This is a genomic window from Lacticaseibacillus thailandensis DSM 22698 = JCM 13996 (assembly GCF_001312865.1).
Classification (GTDB): Bacteria; Bacillota; Bacilli; order Lactobacillales; family Lactobacillaceae; genus Lacticaseibacillus; species Lacticaseibacillus thailandensis.
In genome coordinates this window covers 316,929-338,391 of the sequence record NZ_BBER01000002.1, presented here as the reverse complement: position 1 = coordinate 338,391, position 21,463 = coordinate 316,929, and the positions used below count along the sequence as shown (strand labels likewise).

General features: G+C 54.1%; 20 protein-coding genes and 2 pseudogenes. 13 read left to right on the top strand and 9 right to left on the bottom strand.

All coding sequences use genetic code 11. The annotated features are described in order from the left end of the window. Window positions 1-243 precede the first annotated feature (243 nt). Window positions 244-1,527, bottom strand: a complete 1,284-nt coding sequence (gene serS / locus JCM13996_RS05210) for a serine--tRNA ligase (RefSeq protein ID WP_054750202.1) — start codon at window positions 1,525-1,527, stop codon at window positions 244-246. A gap of 517 nt (window positions 1,528-2,044) precedes the next feature. Here serS and JCM13996_RS05200 point away from each other — a divergent pair. Continuing rightward, window positions 2,045-3,568, top strand: a complete 1,524-nt coding sequence (locus JCM13996_RS05200) for a helix-turn-helix domain-containing protein (RefSeq protein WP_054750198.1) — start codon at window positions 2,045-2,047, stop codon at window positions 3,566-3,568. Between the two features lie 54 nt (window positions 3,569-3,622). Here JCM13996_RS05200 and JCM13996_RS05195 read toward each other — a convergent pair whose 3' ends face one another. The 4 genes from JCM13996_RS05195 to JCM13996_RS05180 form a co-directional block, all read right to left on the bottom strand. Further along, a complete protein-coding gene (locus JCM13996_RS05195; protein WP_054750196.1) occupies window positions 3,623-4,180 on the bottom strand; it encodes a hypothetical protein in 558 nt (185 codons plus the stop codon). Between the two features lie 165 nt (window positions 4,181-4,345). Further along, window positions 4,346-4,495, bottom strand: a complete 150-nt coding sequence (gene rpmG, locus JCM13996_RS05190) for a 50S ribosomal protein L33 (RefSeq protein ID WP_054650238.1) — start codon at window positions 4,493-4,495, stop codon at window positions 4,346-4,348. Window positions 4,496-4,553: 58 nt separating this feature from the next. Beyond that, complete coding sequence (locus JCM13996_RS05185; RefSeq protein WP_054750194.1) at window positions 4,554-5,447, bottom strand: RluA family pseudouridine synthase; 894 nt, start codon at window positions 5,445-5,447, stop codon at window positions 4,554-4,556. Between the two features lie 66 nt (window positions 5,448-5,513). Next, a complete protein-coding gene (locus JCM13996_RS05180) occupies window positions 5,514-5,906 on the bottom strand; it encodes a DUF1093 domain-containing protein (protein ID WP_054750192.1) in 393 nt (130 codons plus the stop codon). A gap of 158 nt (window positions 5,907-6,064) precedes the next feature. On the opposite strand from JCM13996_RS05180, the pseudogene JCM13996_RS05175 reads away from it, so the two are divergent. The 6 genes and pseudogenes from JCM13996_RS05175 to JCM13996_RS05150 all read left to right on the top strand — a co-directional run bounded on the left by JCM13996_RS05175 (window position 6,065) and on the right by JCM13996_RS05150 (window position 11,215). After that, a pseudogene (locus tag JCM13996_RS05175) lies at window positions 6,065-7,368 on the top strand (Y-family DNA polymerase). Further along, window positions 7,361-7,684: an acetyl-CoA carboxylase gene (locus tag JCM13996_RS05170; protein ID WP_156321873.1), complete on the top strand. Its 324-nt coding sequence runs from the start codon at window positions 7,361-7,363 to the stop codon at window positions 7,682-7,684. The pseudogene JCM13996_RS05175 and the gene JCM13996_RS05170 overlap by 8 nt, the downstream one beginning before the upstream one ends. 111 nt (window positions 7,685-7,795) lie before the next feature. Then, window positions 7,796-8,587, top strand: a complete 792-nt coding sequence (locus JCM13996_RS05165; RefSeq protein ID WP_054750186.1) for a tyrosine-protein phosphatase — start codon at window positions 7,796-7,798, stop codon at window positions 8,585-8,587. 50 nt (window positions 8,588-8,637) lie between these two features. Beyond that, complete coding sequence (locus tag JCM13996_RS05160) at window positions 8,638-9,003, top strand: hypothetical protein (RefSeq protein WP_054750184.1); 366 nt, start codon at window positions 8,638-8,640, stop codon at window positions 9,001-9,003. A 91-nt stretch (window positions 9,004-9,094) separates the two neighbouring features. After that, window positions 9,095-9,643 carry a hypothetical protein gene (locus JCM13996_RS05155; RefSeq protein WP_054750182.1) on the top strand — a complete coding sequence of 183 codons (549 nt, stop codon included), beginning with the start codon at window positions 9,095-9,097 and terminating at the stop codon, window positions 9,641-9,643. 126 nt (window positions 9,644-9,769) lie between these two features. Then, complete coding sequence (locus tag JCM13996_RS05150) at window positions 9,770-11,215, top strand: hemolysin family protein (protein WP_082383837.1); 1,446 nt, start codon at window positions 9,770-9,772, stop codon at window positions 11,213-11,215. A 326-nt stretch (window positions 11,216-11,541) separates the two neighbouring features. Here JCM13996_RS05150 and JCM13996_RS05145 read toward each other — a convergent pair whose 3' ends face one another. Next, window positions 11,542-12,486: an alpha/beta hydrolase gene (locus JCM13996_RS05145; RefSeq protein ID WP_054750180.1), complete on the bottom strand. Its 945-nt coding sequence runs from the start codon at window positions 12,484-12,486 to the stop codon at window positions 11,542-11,544. Between the two features lie 84 nt (window positions 12,487-12,570). On the opposite strand from JCM13996_RS05145, the gene JCM13996_RS05140 reads away from it, so the two are divergent. Then, window positions 12,571-12,834 (top strand): helix-turn-helix domain-containing protein, encoded by a 264-nt coding sequence (locus tag JCM13996_RS05140; protein ID WP_054750178.1) that lies wholly within the window; start codon window positions 12,571-12,573, stop codon window positions 12,832-12,834. Between the two features lie 43 nt (window positions 12,835-12,877). Further along, the gene (locus tag JCM13996_RS10840; protein ID WP_156321872.1) at window positions 12,878-13,015 is read left to right on the top strand and encodes a hypothetical protein; all 138 of its coding nucleotides are present in this window, start codon (window positions 12,878-12,880) and stop codon (window positions 13,013-13,015) included. 116 nt (window positions 13,016-13,131) lie between these two features. On the opposite strand, the gene JCM13996_RS05135 is transcribed toward JCM13996_RS10840, so the two are convergent. Then, window positions 13,132-14,322, bottom strand: a complete 1,191-nt coding sequence (locus JCM13996_RS05135) for an SAM-dependent methyltransferase (protein WP_054750175.1) — start codon at window positions 14,320-14,322, stop codon at window positions 13,132-13,134. An 84-nt stretch (window positions 14,323-14,406) separates the two neighbouring features. Then, window positions 14,407-15,324 carry a proline iminopeptidase-family hydrolase gene (locus tag JCM13996_RS05130; RefSeq protein WP_054750173.1) on the bottom strand — a complete coding sequence of 306 codons (918 nt, stop codon included), beginning with the start codon at window positions 15,322-15,324 and terminating at the stop codon, window positions 14,407-14,409. 247 nt (window positions 15,325-15,571) lie between these two features. On the opposite strand from JCM13996_RS05130, the gene JCM13996_RS05125 reads away from it, so the two are divergent. The 4 genes and pseudogenes from JCM13996_RS05125 to pepF all read left to right on the top strand — a co-directional run bounded on the left by JCM13996_RS05125 (window position 15,572) and on the right by pepF (window position 20,974). Continuing rightward, on the top strand, window positions 15,572-17,920 hold the full coding sequence (locus tag JCM13996_RS05125) for an HAD-IC family P-type ATPase (RefSeq protein ID WP_054750170.1): 2,349 nt from the start codon (window positions 15,572-15,574) through the stop codon (window positions 17,918-17,920). Window positions 17,921-17,995: 75 nt separating this feature from the next. Then, the gene (locus tag JCM13996_RS05120; RefSeq protein WP_054750168.1) at window positions 17,996-18,796 is read left to right on the top strand and encodes a helix-turn-helix domain-containing protein; all 801 of its coding nucleotides are present in this window, start codon (window positions 17,996-17,998) and stop codon (window positions 18,794-18,796) included. Window positions 18,797-18,908: 112 nt separating this feature from the next. After that, window positions 18,909-19,097, top strand: coding sequence for a hypothetical protein (locus JCM13996_RS05115; RefSeq protein WP_054750165.1), 189 nt, complete (start codon window positions 18,909-18,911; stop codon window positions 19,095-19,097). Between the two features lie 69 nt (window positions 19,098-19,166). Next, window positions 19,167-20,974 (top strand): annotated as a pseudogene (gene pepF, locus JCM13996_RS12895) (oligoendopeptidase F). 74 nt (window positions 20,975-21,048) lie between these two features. On the opposite strand, the gene JCM13996_RS05105 reads toward pepF, so the two are convergent. Then, window positions 21,049-21,396, bottom strand: coding sequence for a hypothetical protein (locus JCM13996_RS05105; protein ID WP_054750163.1), 348 nt, complete (start codon window positions 21,394-21,396; stop codon window positions 21,049-21,051). Window positions 21,397-21,463 lie beyond the last annotated feature (67 nt).

Genomic DNA, 21,463 nt, shown 5'->3' with positions numbered 1-21,463 from the left:
CCGTTGTTGTTACTGTCAACACATTATTACGAATAAATATTCGACAACCTGCATCAGCAGTTCAGGAAACCACCGTCCAGGGCGCGACCGAAGTCGCTCGCCCTGAACAACATAAAATATCTTACCAGCCACCAGGCGGACCGTCAAGCACTCTTACGCACTTATTTGAACTTTAGCGCAAAGCCGAACGGGGAACTAAAAAAAACAGATAATCATTCGATTATCTGCATAAAAGTGCCGCTTTTAATTTTCTTTTTCAATAATCGTTTGTCCACCCATGTACGGAACCAGCACATCGGGAATTGTCACCGTGCCATCTTCATTTTGATAATTTTCCAAAATGGCGGCCACCGTCCGCCCAACAGCCAATCCAGATCCATTTAAGGTGTGCACAAATTGCAGGCGACCCTGGTCATCACGGTACTGGATGTGCGCACGCCGTGCTTGGAAATCGGTACAGTTACTGCAGCTAGAAATTTCCCGGTAAGTATTTTGCGCAGGAATCCAAACTTCAAGGTCGTAGGTCTTCGCCGACGTGAAACTAGCATCGCCCGTCGCCAACGTAATGACGTGATACGGCAAGTTCAACTTTTGCAGCAAATCTTCCGCGTCGTGCGTCAAGTTTTCGAGTTCCTGCCAGGAATCTTCCGGCTTCGTCACCTTGACCATTTCCACCTTATTAAACTGGTGCATCCGAATCAAACCACGTGTGTCACGACCGGCACTGCCCGCCTCGGACCGAAACGCCGGCGTCAACGCCGTAACGTTAATCGGTAGCTGGTCCGCATCAACAACTGAATCACGATAGTAGTTGACCAGTGGTACTTCAGCGGTCGGAATTAACGTGAGGTCACTATCTTCGTTGGTAACCGTGTAGCTATCCCCCACAAACTTAGGGAACTGGCCCGTACCGAACATCGACTCATTGTTGACAAGGTATGGTGGCAAGACTTCCGTGTAACCTTCCTTGTTGTGTTCATCCAGGAAGAAGTTATACACCGCTCGTTCCAACCGGGCACCGGAACCACGGTAATACACAAACCGACTACCGGAGACCTTGGCGGCATTCTCAAAATCAAGGATGCCCAGATCTTCACCAATATCCCAGTGGGCCTTCGGGGTGAAACCAAAGTCTCGGATGTGGCCCCACTTACGTTCCTCACGGGCGTCATCCTCATTCAAGCTAGCTGGCGCCGAGTCATCAGGAATATTGGGCAACCGTACCAAGATGTAGTTAGCCTTCTCTTCCAACTCCGCCACGGCTTTGTCCTGAGCACTAATCTCTTGACCCACCTTGCGCATAGCAGCAATCTGCTCGTCAGCGTCTTCATGTTGCCGCTTCATCTGCGCGATGGCAGCCGAGACCCGGTTTCGTTCTGCCTTCAGTTCCTCAACTTTGGTAAGCGCCGTGCGCCGCTGCTGGTCATAAGACAACAACTCGTCAATCTCTTCTGCCTTGATACCGCGCTTAGCCAACTCCGACTTAGCCCAATCTGTTTTCTGCCGCAACAACTTAATATCTAGCATGTTCGTTCCTCCACGTTTACCATCACACCAACAGGTACAAATGTTCTTTCCCACAGGTACGACCTGCTAACATTGCATACCGCTCCAGTCGTCCTCACTCTTATTATAGAAAGAAACGCCTGCCTGGCCGATACCTTTGTATACAAAAAGCCCCTCGTTGATTGGGACGAAAGGCTTTTTCCGCGGTACCACCCAGATTCACTGATCACAGCGACCAGCACGCTCTGTACGGTTAACGGACGTATCCGTGTGGCTCTCACCACCCACTATCACGCTGGACCTAGCAATACGGACGTCACAGCACCTGTCCGCTCTCTGAATTGCCTATATGCGCTTAATCACGTGTTTGCTTATTGCACTTAAAGTACCGCAAACATCCTGAAATTTCAAGTCCTGGCCCCAACCGCCCGCCAAAGTGTGAACCTGAGGCGTAATGATAACACCCACCAAGCTTTTCTGATATAATTGCTGTTGTATAATCCGTGTCAACGAATCATTAATTGGGGGAAGTAAAGCCATGCTGTTTGAAGACGCCTTTCTAGAAAATGCAGACATCCAAAAGCTCCGCATGTTCCGCGTACTCAAGACCATGGACGCCTTTGGTTTTACCATCACCGACCTGGGTAACCACCTACATATTTCGTACCAGCAAAGTTACAATGTTTTTCAAGAACTGCTTAACGACCTCGAGACCATCACGGGTCGTTCCGGTCCCGCCGTCAAAAAGAACGTTCTGGCTGGTGACAACCTCCCTGTGACCATCGACCAATACCGTCTCTACCTATTACAGAGCTCCATTCAGTTTCAGTACCTCGACTACATTACGCAAAACCGCACTGCAAACACCGACCGCTTCTGCCAGGATCACTTCATTTCCCGTTCCACGCTGACTCGGAAAACCACTTTGCTACGGACATTGCTGGAAAACCATGGCCTCAAGCTGTCGTTCACCAAGCCAGGTATTACCGGCGCGGAACCAACCATCCGCCAGTTCCTGTATATTTTCTACTGGCTGAGTTTTCGCGGGGTGGAGTGGCCGTTTACTACTGTTCCTAAAGAACGTATTGCCGAACGCTACGCCCAGATCCAGGAGCCAGGTGTCAACACGGTCAGTCACCTCCACAACTTGCTGATGCTGGCCGTCAATGACCTCCGCATCAACCATGGGGACGCTCTCGGCGCTATGCCTACCCTTGAGCGGCTACACGGTGTCATCCCCCTGCTGGATACTAAATTAATTAGCCATCAGTGGTACCCGCGCCTCAGTACACGGCAGTTGGCCCGCGAAAATCACTTTTTCGTTTTCCAACGGCTCATAGAGTACAACTTTACCCAGGACTATCGGGTCTGGGCGCCTCTGTATGATGCCACAATGCGTAGCGACAACATCATCCACCGCTACATCGACCAGCTGGCTATCCGTCTGGAACAACACCAGCGGCCGGGTGCGGGGTTACGTTTCAAAGATGATCCGCTGTTAGTGACCAACATGGTACGCGTGGCCCTGGCCAACCTCTGCGGTGGCGCCTGCTTCCCTAGCATTACCAGTTTGGATGACCCCGAACAGGACTTGTACATGCATAGCAAGCTTTATCAAATGCTCTTGAGCGCCCAACCCCAAATTATGCAGGATCTAGGGGTGGCGGGCCGGTTCGGCGACCGCGCTTACCAACAAATAGCCACCCAACTGTGCTACCTGCTGGCGCCACACCTAGCCGACTTTGAATGGCACCAGCTGGTTAACTGCCGCATCCTGCTCACCAACAACGACTTCAATAGTCGCCGGCTCGCCACCTTTGTCGGCAACATGAGCTTTGTCCATATTATGCCGGAAACCGAGGCCGCCCAGCATCCGGCCGACCTCATCATTACCGGGGTGGACGACGCCAAATTATTCCAGCAACCAGGCCATACGCACCCGCGCGTCTTTGTGTGGAGCACCGACGTGAGCAGCTCGGACTTTTACCGTTTGTTCCTGACCGTCGAAGAACTGATGTTCAACAAGCTGGGCGTCAAGTTTTCCGCCCACCAGATTCTATAATTGCAACCAAAAATGGTCCCATTACCACACACCGGTAATGGGACCATTTAGCTATTAATCAGCTTGTACGGCTTTGTAAATCCTGCCAATACCGTGTTCCGCATCCATCACGGTCACGGTGAAACCAAACTTTTCAAAAATATGCTTAGTCTTGGCAAACTTGTCTCGATCGAAGGAACTAATGTTACCGTCTACGGATTGCACATCGAACTTTTTGATCAAGTTCATGAGCGCCGTCAACGCCAACTGTGCGAGGCCCAGGTTCTGGTAGTCAAAGAAGGCCAGCCGGCTCTCACTGCCTAACGTTTCCAGCACCGTGATGTGCACCGCGTGGTCCCAACCGTTCAACTCGAACAACAGCTGTGACTGGTAATCGGCTTTGGAGTGGCCATACTTATCGACGTTCTTGTACGGCGTGTAGACAAAGATGGACGCTGTTTTGTGCTTCTGGTCATCACGCTTGATGTCGGTATACACGATATACTGGGTTACACGTTGATCGCCATCGGACATCGGCTGATTCATGCTCGCCAATACCGTATATTGCGGGTTGCCTTCAATCATGGCTAACCGCTTTTGGTATAACTCCGTATATTCTGCCTGCGTGGTCATTATAATTCCCTCCATGTCGCTATTTACGTTCATTATACCATTCTTTCAGGATTTCTCGCGGCATTTTCGCAAACGGTACCATCGCTCCCCCGTTCAAACCATCCACCAGCCAAACAAAGAGCCGCCCGGAAATTGATCTGGACGGCCCTTGTTCGTAAGTATCAATTACTTAACTTCAGTGAAAACCACGCGCTTACGCAGCTTTGGAGAGTACTTCTTCAGCTGCAGTTTTTCTGGTGTGTTGCGCTTATTCTTAGAAGTCAGGTAGATACGTTCGCCGGTTTCGGCGCATGCGAGTAAAATGTTGTTCCGCATTTCGTTCACCTCATTGTGTTTTAGTAACTCATTAAGTTTACCGAATCCGGGGCAAAAGTCAAGTGGCCTGCCTTGACGAAGATGAAGTCATCTGACCCAGTCGCCGGTTAAAACTGTCTGGCACTGGTGCCTGTACGTCGATGTGTTGCCGCGTAAACGGATCGGTGAACGTGAGGCGTTGGGCGAGCAGCATTTGCCCGCCGTGTGCACGGGCACTGCCCCCATACAACGCATCCCCCACTAACGGATGCCCCAAGTACGCCATGTGTACCCGAATCTGGTGGGTCCGGCCGGTCCGAAGTACGCAACGAACCATTGTTGCTCGTTGTCCGCGACGAACCACCCGATAATCCGTACGGGCATACTGGCCGTCCACGTCTACCCGCCGATGAATGCCGTCATCGGCCCGCCCGAGCGGCACCTCGACGCGGCCCCAATTTTGGATCAGCACACCGTCGACCACCGCCAAATACTCTTTGTGCACCACCTGATCCACACCCGCGCGGTCCAAGCGGGCCTGCGCTAGCGGGTGCTTAGCAATCAAGACGACGCCCATGGTATCGCGGTCCAACCGCGTAATGATTGCCGGCTGGACGGCCCCGTAGCCTTGCTGCACAAGGTACCCCGCCGCCATGTTCAACAGACTTGCACCCGGATGACTCGGCCCCGGCACGCTCGCACAATTCGCCGGCTTATTGACCACCAGCCAGTTGGCATCCTCATACAGCACATCCAACTGACCAGGCGCTGGCGCAACGGGCTTATCGGTAGGCAGCGTAAACGTTACTTGATCTCCAGTCACCAGGGGAATATTGCCTACGGGGCGATCGCCCACGATAATGGCGTGCGCCGTCACCAGTCGTTTAAACAACCGGTGACTCACCCCGAAACGGTCCAGGAGGCGCTTAGTGGTTGTGGCCGCCGTCGCGGTGACCCGAAACGTAAATTCCATGTCTGTCTTCCTCCCGTTCACTGCCCTATTTTAACATGGGTAATCACCGACCCCACACTATTACCACTATTTAAGTTGTGCGCGTACCTTAGCCGGAATCTTCTGCCAGCCGACACTGAAGGGACCCTTCGTGACCCGCGTTTTGCTGACCTCTGCCTTCACGTAACTGCCCGGCTTGAAGGGAGTGGGATGTACCCCGGATTGTTCAAAGGCAACCGTGCGCTTTTGTCCGTCTACCATCACCCACTTAAAGGTGTGATTATATGAATACTCTTGGCGTCCCTGGCTATCAGTGATCTTTTTGCCGTCACTGCCCCGCGTAATCGTCTTGCGTGGTGTGGGTGGTACCACCGCGTACGCCGTCTGCGCCCGATAAACGTTTAAGTACTCGCTGAGCCCGACCGCACCGGCACCGCCAATAATCACTACGGCAATGACCGCCCAGATGATCTTCTTCATATTGCGCTCCTCCATTTTTGTGCTACGTAATCAACCATGTTTATTATCACTAAGAACGGGGCCCACCACACTGGACCTGAGACCGATTTGCACAACTTTTTTTTGCTTGCCTCTACGAACACATGTTCGTATAATGAAGAGCAAAGGGGGCGTAACTCTTGGATTACCAATACGAACCACACGGCGTCTTTTTTTTCTGATTGATAGCCGCTCCTTTTATGCCTCGGCCGAGTGCGTTGTCCGTGACCTGCATCCCCTCAAAACTGCCCTCGTCGTCATGTCAGAACAGGAAAACACCAATGGTGGGCTAATTTTAGCAACATCGCCCCGCGCCAAAGAGGAGTTCCACCTGCAAGCCAACGTATCCCGCCAGCGCGACCTCCCGCAAAGCGAAGATTTGATCGTCGTGCCCCCACGGATGAACATGTACATTCAAAAGAATCTCCAAATCAACCAAATTTTTCAGCGGTATGTGGCTCCCGCCGATATTTGGCCATACTCCATCGATGAATCAATTCTCAACCTGACCCATTCCTGGCGCCTCTTTGGCCCCAACCCGTGGGCCGTCGCACGGCAAATCCAACGTACCATTCATGATGAAACCGGCATTTATACAGCCGTGGGGATCGGCAACAACCCGCTCCAAGCCAAAATTGCGCTCGATATTTACGCCAAGCACCAGTACGACTTAATTGCGGAGATCAACTACCAGAACATTCCCCAGCAGCTGTGGACCATCACCAACATGGAGGACGTCTGGAGTATCGGCAAACGAACGGCGAACCACTTACGCCGCATCGGCATTAATAATATGTGGGAACTGGCACACGCCAATCCGTACGCCCTGCGCGCCGAATTTGGCCTGATTGGCGAGCAACTCTACGCCCTGGCGTGGGGTATCGACCGCGCCCACCCCGGACAGGTGGAACCAATCAAATCACCGAGTATCAGCAATTCTCAAGTACTACCACGGGACTATATCCATCGGGACGAAATTCGCCTGGTCGTCAAAGAAATTGGTGAGCAAGTGGCCGCCCGGTTGCGCCACCGCCACTTACTGTGCCACAAGGTCAGCCTGGGCATCGGCTTTAACTATGCAACTGCTACGGCCACCAACCGCGGCGGTTTCGGGGCGGAGATCACCGTCAGTGCCACTAACAGTAACCACGCCATTGCGGCGGCCCTTCTGCGCATCTTTGACCACTACTGGGACGGTGAAGGAGTCCGCAACATTGCCGTTAGTTGCGGCCAATTGGGACCGGATAACGGCCAACAACTCGAGTTATTCCAACCAGTAAAACAACAAATTCAGGACTACACGCTGGAACGCACGGTCGATGCCATCCGCTCACGTTTTGGGTTTACCGCGCTCGTTTACGCTAAAAGCAAGCTGACCGGAGGCACGGCCATTAACCGCGCCAATCTGGTCGGCGGACACAATGGGGGTAATAGTTATGAGTAAAGATGGCGACATTATTAACGCGCGGATCGATCAACTCTTCCTTCGGCGCAGTCATACCCGCTACTGGATCACGCTAGTTGATGACCGCTATAACCACAGCTACAACTTCTTCTTCAACATCATTCCGCAAAAACAGCGGCACCGGTCCATCCCGCTGCACTCGTTGCCTAGTGGTGACCTAGCTCGCCTTGAAGCTACCCTGACGGCGATTCGCCACCACACCCAACTCAGTATTGAAATTCGCGGTTTTCAAGGGTTAAGGTGGCCGAGTGATGGGAACCTCATCCAAAAACGCCGCCGTGCAGACGAGGCCTAGTCACCCCACAAACTTAATTAGGTCGTCACGCACAATTATATTTGGCCTGCCCGCCAACACGTTGTAAACTAGAGCTAGTACAAAAAAACAGTCATGAAGGGCGGCGCTTGCATGCAACCAAACCTACTTAACATTCATCATGGTTTTAATTTTCGCGACCTAGGCGGTTACACCACCACCGATGGTCGGCGTATCCGTAGCCACCGGTTGGTGCGCTCCGGCAAACTGGACCAACTGTCTGATCGGGACGTCCACTTTCTCGGGGAATACGGCGTGCGCCACGACGTCGACTTCCGGTCCCCAGACGAACAAACTAAAGCTCCGGACCGGCCATTGCCAGCGGCACACTACCACTCCTTACCAGTGTTCATCACCGACCAGACCCAGGTGTCTAAAACCTGGGAGGAAGAGCAGGCGGAGTTTTCACAAGACCCACGGGGTGGGTTCAAAAACATGGTGATAACCTACCGTAATTTGGTGATGCAAAAACCGGCCCAGCACGCTTACCAGGAATTCTTCCGGATCCTCCTAACGAGTCCGGACCACGTTACGTTGTTCCACTGCACCGCCGGCAAGGACCGCACCGGGATGGGTGCTGTATACCTACTCAGCGCCCTAGGGGTAGACGCCCACACCATTCGGGCCGATTACCTGGCGGCCAATCAGTTCATCCAGACACCACTAGATGACATCATGCAGGAAACACGGGCGCACGGCGGTAACGCTAACCTATTGCAAAGTATCCACGACCTATGGACGGTGCACGGGGCCTTCTTGGACAGCGCCCTCAACACCATCCAGTCGGAATACGGCAGTATGGACGTCTACCTGCACGACGTTATCGGGCTATCTAATTCAGACCGGCGTGACCTTCAAGAGTTGTACCTGGAAGATGCCAGCTGAAGCCGTCACTATGATTACGCTATTAACTAACACAGCGGGAAGGAATAAGTATGAAACTATACCAAGGACTTACACAAGTAACCGTCAACGACGCAATGATTGACGACGCTCCTAACTTTGATATCACCACCGATTTGGTGGCCCCATTGCACTACACGCCCAGCGAACTGTACCACTACATCGACTCGGTGTTGCGACCAGGCAGTCGCCACGACGAAAACAACCTGCGTTACGTCACTGACGCGCCCTTCATCGCGGAAAACTACGACTTTAAAGCCTTTCCGCCTGACACAAACGTCACGACCTTCGAAGGTAAAATGAAGGTGGCCCGGGCCCTGGTCGATGACCTCAACCGGCACGTTTCCATTAACGTGGATACTGCCAGCCACCATTTTGTCATTATTTTCGTGGATTAATAGCCACCGTCTGTTTGGGCCTGAACACTCCCATGGAGCTTCACGGCCCAATTTGTTTATTAACAGCTTACACACAGGAAAGTGAAACCTCATGAATCAGAAACACAGTCAACACCAGTATCCCGCCATGCGCAACCGGGTTTTACCGAAGCGGCCCACCAGCGGCCTCACTGCCCCTACCGCCATCGAGACTGCCGTCATTAAAACCGCACCCAGTCTGCGTAACAAACGGGTCGCCGTCATTAACGCGACCACACCCTGGCTGACTCAATACGCAGTCAACGCCGGGGCGGATGCAGTCATCGGCATCAGTCAGCATCGCCACCAGATTGACACAGCCCGCCACCAAGCGGATAGTGCGCAACTGCGCTACCAGTTATTGCCACCTAACCGCTGGGCCCTGCTGGGGGGCACCTACGATATTTTGGTTGCCCGCGTCACCAGCAACACTGAACTGACCGGTGCCGCGGCGGCCAGCGGCATTATCGACGCCAAGCATGGTTGTGTCATCATCATCAATGAGGGCCTCAACGTGGCAACTATCCGCCGGGTACTGACCGATCCCCTCGAATGTAACGGCCGGGCCTGGAACAACACCCAGACTACGGGTTCACTGTTAGCATTCCGGCCGCAACGGTGACCAGATAACGGCTAGCGCCGTAATTAAACTAATAATTGAGCTGTTTTTATAACTTAATAGAACGTCAACACTTAATTCATGATAGAATAGTGCCAGTTACCAAAATAAGAAATGGGGAATGAACATATGGATAGTGGCCAAGTCGCCGCGAATTTACTGGTGATGGTCGTTACCTTCGTCTTCGCGGCGTTTTTCGTTGCGAGTGAGTTTGCGTTGGTACAAAGTCGTCCCAGCGCGCTGGAGGAATTATTACAAAGTGGTCAGGGCAACAAGCGGCGCCTGACCCGCGCCCTAAAGATGGTGCACAACCTCAACGAGTACCTCTCGACCACGCAGGTCGGGGTCTCACTGGCGGGCATCATTGTTGGTTGGATCGGTGAGGAAACCGTTGAGTTCCTACTGATCGACCTCATGGGGTTGGTACACCTTCAATTACCTGAAGGTGGCCTCCGTGCGGTCGGGGCGGTGCTTGGTGTCATCATCCTGACCTACTTTGAAGTGGTCCTGACCGAAATCGTGCCCAAAAATATCGCCATCGACTTTTCCATTAAGGTGCTCATGTTTGTGGTCACACCGCTGCACTACTTCCACATCCTCTTCTACCCGTTCGTCTGGTTACTAAACAAGTCGTCCGTCGGAATCGTCAAAATGATGGGGATCAAACCCGCCGACGAAAGCAACGAAGCCTTCTCACAGGCGGAAATCCTGAATCTTAGTAAAAACGCAATTACAACCGGTGACATGGACAAAAACGACGTGGTCTACATGGAACGCGCGTTTGACCTGAACGATAAGACCGCCCGCGACATCATGGTTGACCGTACCCGGCTGATCGTCGTGGACGTCACCGACACGGTACACGACGTCTTGCGGCTGTACCTCAAAGAAGGTTTCAGTCGCTTCCCCGTCGTAGCCAATGGTGACAAGGATAAAATTCTCGGTTACGTGTACGTGTATGACTTGATTCGGCAATCACTGGCGGACGACAGCATCACAATGTCCAAAGTCTTGCGGGCCATCGTCACCGTACCAGAATCAACACCCATCCATGACATTCTGCAACAAATGATTCGGCGTCAAGCCCCGATTGTGGTGGTGGCCGACGAATACGGTGGTACGAGCGGGATTGTCACGGACAAAGATATTTACGAGGAACTGTTCGGCACCGTTAAGGATGAAATCGACGACGTGTCTGATGAATACATCCTGGCCACCGACCAGGACAACGTTTACAAGGTTAGTGGTAAGACCACGATGTACGACTTTGAGCGTTTCTTCCACACCGACATCCCCGACTTTGAAAACTCCGACGTTGTAACGGTTGGTGGATCCATCATTGAACTGTACCCGAACCTCAAACAAAACGACGAGGTCGAGCTGGGGCGGTTCACCTTCAAGGTCATTGATTACGACCCTGGTTTCTTCGACTGGTTTGAAGTGACCGACCATGATCCGGACGGTACCAAAGCCGCCGCGGCATCAGCGCGGCCGCCGATGCCGACGAAGCTGATTAATCAAGTACGTACCCAAACGGCCCCGAGCAATGACTCGAGGCTTTTTTTTGTTGGGTGAATCGCGAGCCTGCTGGCGCCTCCCGACGCGGCAACACTGCCCCGCAATTACGCACGGCACTATTGGACCACACACCAAAGCAGCCGGCATCTTGTCCACAAATACCCAAGTGCAGGCATAAATAAACCCCGGACAAACCAATAATTGGTCCGTCCGGGGTTATTTGACGTCAAAATGTTTAGTTGACCAACCACATTAATGCGCCCTGCGAATGTTCTTTGCACTCCCTGCCTGGCCAGCACCTTGTGACGGCCGTTTTACTCCAAAAACGTACAGGTCGCAACCGTTGCACGCCTACAATATAGATGGAGTGAACCGGATAGGCATCATTGCAGGTATCGGTGTAAGAATTTCAGTACGTGCCGGCGATAGGCAACGGGATGGGTGGCCAGGCTCTTCGCGTGGGCGGCGCCTGGCACCACCCACAGCTGCTTGGGTCCCTTGGCGGCCCGGTAGTTCGCGTACACCATCCGTGTCGGCACAAAGTTGTCCTTGTTGCCGTGAATGAACAGCATTGGTCGATGGTTGTGTGCCAATGTGGCACTAGTCCGGGCGGCAGCAAAGTTGTTGTGGGTAATCAGGCTGGCCGTCGCGATGACCCCGGGTACCAGCGGCCACCGCGGTAGGTGATACATCGACTTGGCCTTTGCGGCTAACTCATCGCTAATACTCGTGTAGCCACAATCCTCAATGAAGGCCTTGACCTGGTGTGGTAGCTTGAGTCCCGCCGTGTACATGGTGGTGGCCCCACCCATGGAAACCCCGAACATGGCAATCTTGCTGCTCTGCCCGTCACGGGCAATCACCTGCTTGATCCACCGGCGGTAGTCAAGGCGGTCGGGCCAACCGTAACCAATATAATTACCATCAGATTGGCCGTGACCCCGGTCGTCGGGTGCCAACACGTTATAGCCCGCTGCATGGAACATGCGAATATAGCTGGCCATATCCTCCTTGGTGTTCATATAGCCGTGCGCAACCACCACCGTTTTGTTCGTATGGTGTGCGGCGGGCACGTAGTCGGCTACCAACTGCCAGCTGCGGTGACCCGTCGCCGTTTCGTGCCAGGTCTGCTTGTGGACGCGTTGTAACCACGCTTTGTCCACCCGCTCCTGCCGGGTATCCCCACTACCAAGAAAACTCTTCTTGCTAGGCACAAACGCGTAATTATAGAAGTACAGGCACGCAGCACAGTAGGCGGCGAGGATGAACACAATCAGGCCACCTAACCACCAACAGAGTCGTTTGTGTCGTTTAAACCATTGCTTCATTGCTAAGTTCCTCCATCTTTGCCACCGTCGTTAACGCCGTGACGGCCACAAAGTGTGGCGCCACTCACTTTAGGAGGCATCATTATGAACACTGATCAAGCTATGACCGCCTTCATCGACAGTTACTTTCACGCCGTGAAGGGATTCACGGCAGCACTACAAGCGGCGGTCAGTCCCTACAAAATTTCGTTTGAACAATATCAAATCATGCGGGATATCGCGACGGGGCGGATCGAGACCCTGACGGACATCGTCAAGCTCCGGGGCGTCACCAAACCAGCAATTGCCCGCCAAATTGGTTCGTTGCTCCGGCTGGGCTACGTGCAGCAAAAAAACCGCGCAGGCTGATCACCGGCGGCGGCTCCTCGCCCTCACCCACACGGGCGCTAACGTGGAACAAACCATCACGACCAGTGCGCGCCGGCGGTTTCAAGCCATCACGCGCCACATGGGTGCCACACCCCTCGCCGAGCTAACGACCTTACTGGGCCAACTCAACGCCGCGCTAGAAGCGACCGCATCCGCATAAGTACGTTACCATTATCCCGCAAGCCACCCGTGACAGACAATGTCCAGGTGTAACGGATACGCCAACCGCAAAAAAAACGGGCCCCACGGCCCGTTTTTTTGTACCACTCTTTGTGATTACTGTTCGTGCGCGTAAATGTATTCACGCGTCATTGGCAAAGTCTTACCCGATGGTCCCTTCGAAACCAGGTACTGGATCACGTCAATGTTACCCGATTCAAAGGAAGCAGCGGCGGCCTGCAGGTACAAATCCCACATCCGGACGAATTCCTTGCCCATCTTGGCACGAACCTCACCACGCTTGGCGTTGAAGTTCTCGTCCCAAATTTCGGTAGTCTTCTGGTAGTGACGGCGCAACGGCTCAAGGTCGTTCAGCTGCAAACCAGCATCCACAAAGTGCTGAGTCATTTCCGTCAAACCAGGAATGTACCCACCGGGGAAAATGTACTTAGTCAACCACGCGTTAGTCGCGCCACCTTGCTGCCGGGTGATACCGTGGATCAAAGCCACACCGTTATCCGTAAGCAAGTCCGCAACCTTCTGCGTGTATAGACCCAAGTTTTCCTGACCCACGTGTTCGAACATCCCCACGGAGGTCACGTAATCAAACTTCCGGTCCAACTCACGGTAGTCTTCCAGGATGACTTCCGCCACGTCTTCGAGACCTTGGTCCTTAATCTGCTGCTGAACGTACTTGTACTGTTCCTTGCTGAGCGTGATCCCAGCAACCTTCAATCCGTACTCCTTGGCCGCCGTCAGCATCAACGTACCCCAGCCACAACCGATATCCAATAGGGTTTTGCCCGCTTGTGGGTGCAACTTGTTGATGATGTGGTGGACCTTGTTGATTTGTGCTTGTTCCAGCGTGTCCGTGTCGTGTTCAAAGTAGGCACAGGAGTACGTCATCGTGGGGTCCAGCCAAGCCTTGTAAAAGTCATTACTGATGTCGTAGTGGCTCTGCACATCCTGCTTACTCTTGGACTTGGTGTGCGACTGCTTGGGCAGGAACTTGATGAACTTCTTGTTCCGCATGAAGCTGCCCGCACTCTCATACGCCGCAGTCAACACTTGCTGAATTGGACGCTCGCTCGTCCCGGTCACGTCAATGTCGCCGGCCATGTAGGCCTCGCCCAACGCCAGGGACGCGTTTTTGGAAAGTTCCTTTAATGAAATGGCCTTTTTGATATCGATGGTTGCCTGGGCGGCGCCATCACCGTAGGTCTCACTAGTACCATCCCAGTAGTTTACCGTCACCGGAATGTTAAACGAGTGGGCAAACATTGTCTGGTACAATTTCTTCTCTAACATAGGATCCTCCGTTTAACAAAATTACTAACTAGTATACAGCAGTACATAACATAATGCACACGCAAGCGCTTTCGTCAACCGCCATTAATCGTCAAAGTGACCCGTGTGCACGTCGGTCAGGTACTCGCCCAAACCGGCAAAGTAGTCATCGGGGTTGTCCAACATTTGCCCGTGGCCCGCATGCGGCGTGATGTGCAACCGGGCGTGCTGGGCTTCCGCCGCCATCCGTGAAGCAGCACCCAGTGGCATGGTCTCGTGCCCACCAAAGGTCAGGTACATTGGCACGTTGATCTTCTGAATGTACCCGCGCCGATCCCAGTTCTTCAGCGCTCCCACCATAACAAACTCGTTGTCGCCCTGGAAATAATTGTATACCGGCGTGGCCAACGTGTTGATCAGGTGCCGCGGCTGGGGATCACTCGCGTGGTGCAGATACTGCTCCCCGAGCTGGGCAACCAGTTCCTGGTAATGCGCATCGCTAAAGTCATGGCGGGCTTCCACATCGTGCATGTAGGCCACCTCGTCAGCACTAAACATTGACTCACGAATCTGGTTGACACTGTCGATGTATTCCTCGAGGTTATCGATCATGGAACTCAAAATCACGCCGGCCAGGTGCTCACCGTACTTGAGTGCATACTCGATGGCAAGCACGCCACCCCAGGACTGTCCGAGTAAGAAGAAGTGCTCGAGGCCGAGTTGCTGGCGGACCTCTTCAACTTCGTCAACGTAATATTCAATGTTGAAGAAACGCTTGCGGTTCTCCGGGTCATTAAAATCGGGTTGGTCTGAGAAGAATGAACCCAGCTGGTCATACCGACTGACCCGGACGTGATAAGGTGCCAGTCGCTCAGCAAAGTTTTCAAACACTTCATTGGTACCACCAGGACCACCGTGCAGGCACAAGAGTTGAATATCGCCCTCACCCTGGGTCTGGGTCCAAAGGTGGTAACCGTTACTTAACGTGATAAAGCGCGTTCCGTTAGGATTTGTTTTCGGCATGATTTTTCTCCTTCGTCTATAGCGTTACTACCATTATCGCACTCACCGCCACAAAGTTTAAGCTACCTGGACTATATGGTGGACCAGCCTACTCGAGTCGGGTGGACAGCGGTTTGGTGAGTCATTCCCCGATGACCATCTTTTCCGAAGTTTGTGTGAAGTCCGCCCCCAGTCTGACGACAATCCTCTAAGGAATCGTTACAATAAGAACAAAGTAACCGTAATCTGACTGATTCGAGGCGAGACCATGCGAACTGACCCCAAAATTGGATTAAAACAGAGCTACGTTGATGCGCAAATCGCCGCGGGCGCCCATAACGTGGAACAAGCCCCGCTGACCCGCACCGTGGGGCAAATTGTCGCCGGCAACACCTTGACCCTCTTCAATTTGATCAACGTCGTCATCGCCGCCTTCATTATCACCACGGGTTCGTACAGTAACCTGCTCTTTCTCGGTGTTGCCATCGTGAACACCGCCATCGGGACCTTCCAGGAAATTCGCGCCAAACACCAGCTGGATTCCCTGACCATCATCAGCGCCCCGCAAGCAACGGTCGTCCGTGACGGCCACGTCACCACCATCCCCGCTGATCAGTTAGTGGTGGGTGACGCCCTACAACTGCACCGTGGTGACCAGGTACCCGTTGACGGTGTCGTGTTGACCCATGGTGGCCTCGAGGTCGACGAAAGTGCGCTGACTGGGGAACCAAACAATATCGTCAAGCAACCGGATGATGCCGTACTCTCAGGAAGCTTCATCGTTGCCGGCAGTGCCACCGTCATGGTCACCAAAGTCGCGGGGGACACCTTTGCCGCTCGCCTCGCCGCCACTGCTAAAGCTGAACGTCCCAACAAAGATAGCAGTAGCCAGCTCCTCAACACCATTAACCGCATCATCAAGGTGCTGACCTACGTCCTCATTCCGTTGGGATTAGCCCTCTTCACCGTCTCGATGATCCGGCGAGGGGCGTACAACCGGGCCATCTTGACCACTAGTGCTGCAGTCATTGGCATGATTCCCGAAGGCCTGGTGCTCATGACTAACGTCGCGCTGGCAGTAGGCGCCCGCAACCTCGGCCAGCGCCGCGTCTTGGTACGCTCCCTCACCGCCATCGAGGCGTTAGCGCGCGTCGATACCATCTGTCTTGACAAGACGGGGACCATCACGACCGGCCGTCTCAAAGTCAACCAGGTAGTGCCAGCGCCGGGTCACGATGAAGACGACTTGGCCACCGCTGTTAGTGCCGTCACCTTCGCCTTAAACGACGACAACGAAACCGCCCTTGCCATTAAGGAATACTACCCGCAGCCACCCCAGTGGGCGGTCACGCACACGGTACCGTTTAGTTCAGCCCGCAAGTGGTCTGGCGCCACCTTCAGTGATGGCGTGAGCTACTTTATGGGTGCCCCCGAATTCACCTTTGGCAACCAACTCGACACGACCGCCACCACAGCCATTGATAAAGCCGCCACGGCAGGACTGCGCATGCTCGCGGTGGGTCGAACCACGGGTGCGTTAACCACCCCACTCATCCACCCCGAGCTCATCGGTTTTGTCCTCATCGCCGACGAAATCCGGCCAGCCGCGGCGGAAACCTTCGCTTACTTTGCCGGCCAAGATGTGCAACTCAAAGTGATTTCTGGGGATAACCCCGTGACCGTAGCCAGCGTTGCCCGGCGTGCCGGCATTGCGGGTACTGACCGGTTGATCAACATGAGTACCGTCGGCAATACACCCGACTACGCCGCCCTAGTGCGGGATTACAACGTCTTTGGCCGCGTCACCCCTGACCAGAAGCAGCACCTCATCGCCGCTTACCAGGCAGCCGGGCACACCGTCGCCATGACCGGTGACGGCGTCAACGACGTCCTGGCCCTACGCCAATCTGACTGTGCCATCGCCATGGCGAGCGGCAGTGAGGCGGCGAGTGCCATTGCCGATTTTGTGCTTCTCGACGCCAACTTTGACGCCATGACCGGCGTGTTGAATGAAGGCCGGCGCGTCATTAACAACATTGAAAGTGTCGCCTCGCTGTTCCTCATCAAAACCATGTACTCCGTGGCGCTCATCATCATCTTTATCTTCCTGAACGCCGACTACCCGATCATCCCCATCAACCTGACCCCCGTGTCGGCGGTCACGGTCGCCATCCCGTCGTTCTTCCTGTCACTGGAACCCAACTTTGCGCGGGTGACCGGTCAGTTTATGAAGAAGGTCATGACCTTTGCGGCCCCGGCCGCGACGGAAGTCGTCCTGTACACCCTGCTGATGACCTGGCTGGAGTCCTTCTTACACCTTTCGTTCTACGCGACCGGTACCATCGTCGCGTTGCTGATTACCTGCGTGTGCTACAACGTGCTGTTTCGCGTCTCGCGTCCCTTTAACCGGCTCAAAGTGGGCATGCTGGCCCTAATTGCCGTGGTCATGTTCGGTGTCTTCTTTGTCACCAACCGCGCCTTCTCGTTGGTCTCGCTGTGGCACTGGCAGTTGCTACTACTTTACGCGCCCCTAGCTGTATCCACGTACCCGGTCTACATCATCCTGCAGGAATTCCTGGGCCGCCGCGTACTCGGACGGATCAACTGGCGGTCGTAACGCCGCGCGGTCGAACCGCCCGATACTGTTATAATGGGTGGTAGGTAATGATTAGAAAGAAGCGAACAAACCCTTATGCACCCACAAATTGGTTCCGTGATCCACAAACTACGTACTGCTCAAGGCTGGTCGGTCGACGACCTAGCCGCGGGCGTCTGTCCCGCGACCACCCTTGCGGCGATTGAGGCCAATACTCACGTACCGAGCATCGAGACCATTATTGGCATCAGCCAGCGTCTAGGTATCCGCCTTAACCGCTTTGACCTGGCCGCCAACTACCCCGTGGGCAAAAATGCGCGCCGGAACCTGGAACTCAGCAGTCATATCGCTGATCACGACTATGGCGCCGTCAAGAAGATGCTCAACTCCGCAGCTTACGCGGATGCCGCCATGTCAGACGTACAGGCGCAAGCGTACTACTTCTACCTGGGCCTAGCTGACCTAGCCGTCGACGCTAACTTGGATGGGGCACGCTACAACCTGCACATGGCGTTAGCCGTGAACCACCAACGCTCGGTGCTGACCGCATTGTGTTACGCCTACGTCGGCTTGGTCGCTGCGCAAGCACGCAAAGTCGCACCGCTCACCGACGCGGTGACGAACGCGACCCAAATGGCGGATACAGTTCCCTTTAACGGTGACGTTAACGCAGTCAACTACGTCGGGGCACTTGCTTACTTCCAAGCTCAGGATGTGTCCCGGAGCGCGGAGTTAGCCGTCGCAACTTTACAGCTCGCCGCCCAGCACCAGCAACCGGCGTTACTAATGCACACGTACACGCTACTCGCCCAACTCATTCGCCGGGTGGCCGGCCAGCCACAAGCACTACGCACCCTCAATACCATCACGGATTGGGACAATATTTTGCAATTCTAAAACCAAATGTGAAAAAAAGCCAGTTAAATTTAACTGGCTTTTTGTTTAATTTTAATTTACACTCAATGTAGGCGGATACAGGGACCGCCAACGTATGAGGGAAGTGATTGCAATGTCAGCAAACTGGCGTCGTGAGTACGATGATGAGGCCCTGCTGTTCGGGTTGTTGACCGGTATCAAGCCCATCCCGGACGTTGTCCCGACTAAGTCATCGTTGCCACAAACGGGAGCACCAAATGCACAAGTAACGCACAAGCAGGAGTCAAAACCAGATGCCAAACAGTCAGTTACCCACAAATAATCCACATTGAACACCCACCGGGAGCCATGCGGTGGGTGTTCAATGTTTTTTTGATCAAGGAGGTACATTATGTCATCAGCCTTACCACCACGCAGTGCCGTTGATCCAGCCAATACGTGGGATCTTACCGCCATTTTTAGTGACGCTAATGCGTGGCGTGCCGCCACGCACCAATTGGTGGATCAAGCCCGCCAATTTAGTCACCGGTACGCACACCACCTCGACACAACTACGAACGTGGTCGCCGCACTTGACGACCTCAATGGTATTGAAACGTTACGCGAACAAGTCGCTTGTTACACGGAATTTCCGCAAAGTGCCGACAGTACCAATCCCGAACTAAACGCGCGCGTTGCCACCAACGCGACTGTCCAAGCCAACGTTGATAGTGCCCTCAGTTTCTTGCACCCAGCACTGGCCCAGTTGCCCACCACCGTCCTGGATACGGTGGTCCGGGAACGACCCCAATACGCCGGTTACATACGCCACCTAGTTGCCACCCAAGCCCACGTCCTCAGTCCGGAGTTAGAAAGCACCCTGGCTACCTTGGCGCCAGCACTCAATACCTTCCGTAACATCCGGCGACAGGCATTGCGGCAGACATGGACTTCGGCACCTTCACCGCACACGGGCACACTTACCCGCTCGACTTTGTGAGCTATGAGGAAACATACCAAAAACACCCCGATCCGGCGGTGCGGCGAGCCGCATTCCGGCAATTTAGTGCGACCCTCGCACGGTACCAACACACCTTTGCCACCGCCTACCTCGGCCAGGTGACCCGTGAAAAAGCCGCAGCCACATTGCGGGGTTATGATTCTGTCATCGACTTCTTGCTGGCCGACCAGGAGGTACCGCGGCCGCTGTTTGACCGCCAAATCGACGTTCTCATGAACCGGCTGGCACCCGTGATGCGCCGCTACGTCCGGCACGTGGCCCAGGTGCGCGGGCTTGACCACTTGGAGTACACCGACCTGCAAATCGACATCGACCCCGACTTTGCACCTCAATACACACGCTGATGCGACCACCATTGTGGAACAGGCGACCGCGGTGCTAGGACCGGACTACCAGCAGCTGATGCACCAGGCCTTGACCCAGCGGTGGGTCGACTGCGCACCTAACGTTGGTAAAGATTCCGGGGCCTACACGGAAATGCCTTACGGTGTGCACCCCTACATCATGATGACGTGGACCGACACGTTGCCGGCGCTGGACACCCTCATCCACGAGCTCGGCCATGTGGGGCAAATGCACTACTCGGCTGACGCCAATCCGGCGTTAACATGGGTCATGCCCATTTACCATTGTGAGGCACCCTCAACCTTTAACGAGTTACTACTCACTCGCTACCTGACCCAGCAGGCAACGGATAATCCGCGCTACAACGTTTTGCACTGTCACGGTTGCTGAGTGACACCTACTTCCACAACTGTGTCACTCACCTACTAGAAGCAGCCTTCCAGCGGGAAGTTTACACGCTGATCGACCGTGGTGAAAGCTTTGACGCCGCCCGCCTCGACAAGCTAAAGTTGCAAGTATTACGCCAATTCTGGGGCGACACTGTAGACTTAACGGGCGCGGAAACCACCTGGATGCGCCAGGATCACTACTACCTCGGCCTGTACTCGTACAGCTATTCGGCCAGCCTGACCATTGCCACGCAGGTGTGGCAAGATCTGGAACACGACCAAAGTAGCACGGTGCAACGCTGGCGAAAGTTCTTGGCCCTGGGTGACAGTGCCGATCCCGTGGCGGCAGCGGCCGTGGCCGGCGTGGATGTAACCACCGATGCACCGTTACAACACATGGTGGACTTCCTCGACGGGACAGAACGGCGCATTGAACAACTATCCACAACCATTGCACAGCAGTAGTTAAAAAAAAGCCGGTTACCCAAAAACTGTGGGTAACGGCTTGACTGTATTATCGTGTTATTGGTGCGAGGCCCTTAAACGTAACGGGCCCGGTTTTCAAAGTTCAGTTTACCGATGACGACGTCGCTAGAATGCGCCCCACCTTCAACCAGGAGACCCTGGTTATCGAGCATTTTGACCATGAAGTTCTGGGTGGCCAGGGTCAGGTTGATCCCCGAGGTGATTTCAACACCCTGGGACTTCGCGTAATCAATGGCACCCTGCACGGAGAGGGTCAGGGAATCATGAAAGGTGGTGTTCAGGCGGTCGTACAAAACATCGAGTTGCTGATCAACGTATTCGCCAATTGCGGCAAAGTAAGTTTTGTGGGCAGCCTGTAGTTTCATGTAGCGGGATACGAGTTGATTATTGTCAATTGTCATCTTAGGGCTCCAATCTAAATTGTGGGAAAGGCAATGGGTTAAGTGTATCACAGAGCGAAGCCCCACG

What these genes read in the sequence shown, in the direction of transcription:
- serS (WP_054750202.1), bottom strand. Translation starts at nt 1,527, where the DNA reads ATGCTAGATATTAAGTTGTTGCGGCAGAAAACAGATTGGGCTAAGTCG.
- JCM13996_RS05200 (WP_054750198.1), top strand. Translation starts at nt 2,045, where the DNA reads ATGCTGTTTGAAGACGCCTTTCTAGAAAATGCAGACATCCAAAAGCTC.
- JCM13996_RS05195 (WP_054750196.1), bottom strand. Translation starts at nt 4,180, where the DNA reads ATGACCACGCAGGCAGAATATACGGAGTTATACCAAAAGCGGTTAGCC.
- rpmG (WP_054650238.1), bottom strand. Translation starts at nt 4,495, where the DNA reads ATGCGGAACAACATTTTACTCGCATGCGCCGAAACCGGCGAACGTATC.
- JCM13996_RS05185 (WP_054750194.1), bottom strand. Translation starts at nt 5,447, where the DNA reads ATGGAATTTACGTTTCGGGTCACCGCGACGGCGGCCACAACCACTAAG.
- JCM13996_RS05180 (WP_054750192.1), bottom strand. Translation starts at nt 5,906, where the DNA reads ATGAAGAAGATCATCTGGGCGGTCATTGCCGTAGTGATTATTGGCGGT.
- JCM13996_RS05170 (WP_156321873.1), top strand. Translation starts at nt 7,361, where the DNA reads ATGAGTAAAGATGGCGACATTATTAACGCGCGGATCGATCAACTCTTC.
- JCM13996_RS05165 (WP_054750186.1), top strand. Translation starts at nt 7,796, where the DNA reads ATGCAACCAAACCTACTTAACATTCATCATGGTTTTAATTTTCGCGAC.
- JCM13996_RS05160 (WP_054750184.1), top strand. Translation starts at nt 8,638, where the DNA reads ATGAAACTATACCAAGGACTTACACAAGTAACCGTCAACGACGCAATG.
- JCM13996_RS05155 (WP_054750182.1), top strand. Translation starts at nt 9,095, where the DNA reads ATGAATCAGAAACACAGTCAACACCAGTATCCCGCCATGCGCAACCGG.
- JCM13996_RS05150 (WP_082383837.1), top strand. Translation starts at nt 9,770, where the DNA reads ATGGATAGTGGCCAAGTCGCCGCGAATTTACTGGTGATGGTCGTTACC.
- JCM13996_RS05145 (WP_054750180.1), bottom strand. Translation starts at nt 12,486, where the DNA reads ATGAAGCAATGGTTTAAACGACACAAACGACTCTGTTGGTGGTTAGGT.
- JCM13996_RS05140 (WP_054750178.1), top strand. Translation starts at nt 12,571, where the DNA reads ATGAACACTGATCAAGCTATGACCGCCTTCATCGACAGTTACTTTCAC.
- JCM13996_RS05135 (WP_054750175.1), bottom strand. Translation starts at nt 14,322, where the DNA reads ATGTTAGAGAAGAAATTGTACCAGACAATGTTTGCCCACTCGTTTAAC.
- JCM13996_RS05130 (WP_054750173.1), bottom strand. Translation starts at nt 15,324, where the DNA reads ATGCCGAAAACAAATCCTAACGGAACGCGCTTTATCACGTTAAGTAAC.
- JCM13996_RS05125 (WP_054750170.1), top strand. Translation starts at nt 15,572, where the DNA reads ATGCGAACTGACCCCAAAATTGGATTAAAACAGAGCTACGTTGATGCG.
- JCM13996_RS05120 (WP_054750168.1), top strand. Translation starts at nt 17,996, where the DNA reads ATGCACCCACAAATTGGTTCCGTGATCCACAAACTACGTACTGCTCAA.
- JCM13996_RS05115 (WP_054750165.1), top strand. Translation starts at nt 18,909, where the DNA reads ATGTCAGCAAACTGGCGTCGTGAGTACGATGATGAGGCCCTGCTGTTC.
- JCM13996_RS05105 (WP_054750163.1), bottom strand. Translation starts at nt 21,396, where the DNA reads ATGACAATTGACAATAATCAACTCGTATCCCGCTACATGAAACTACAG.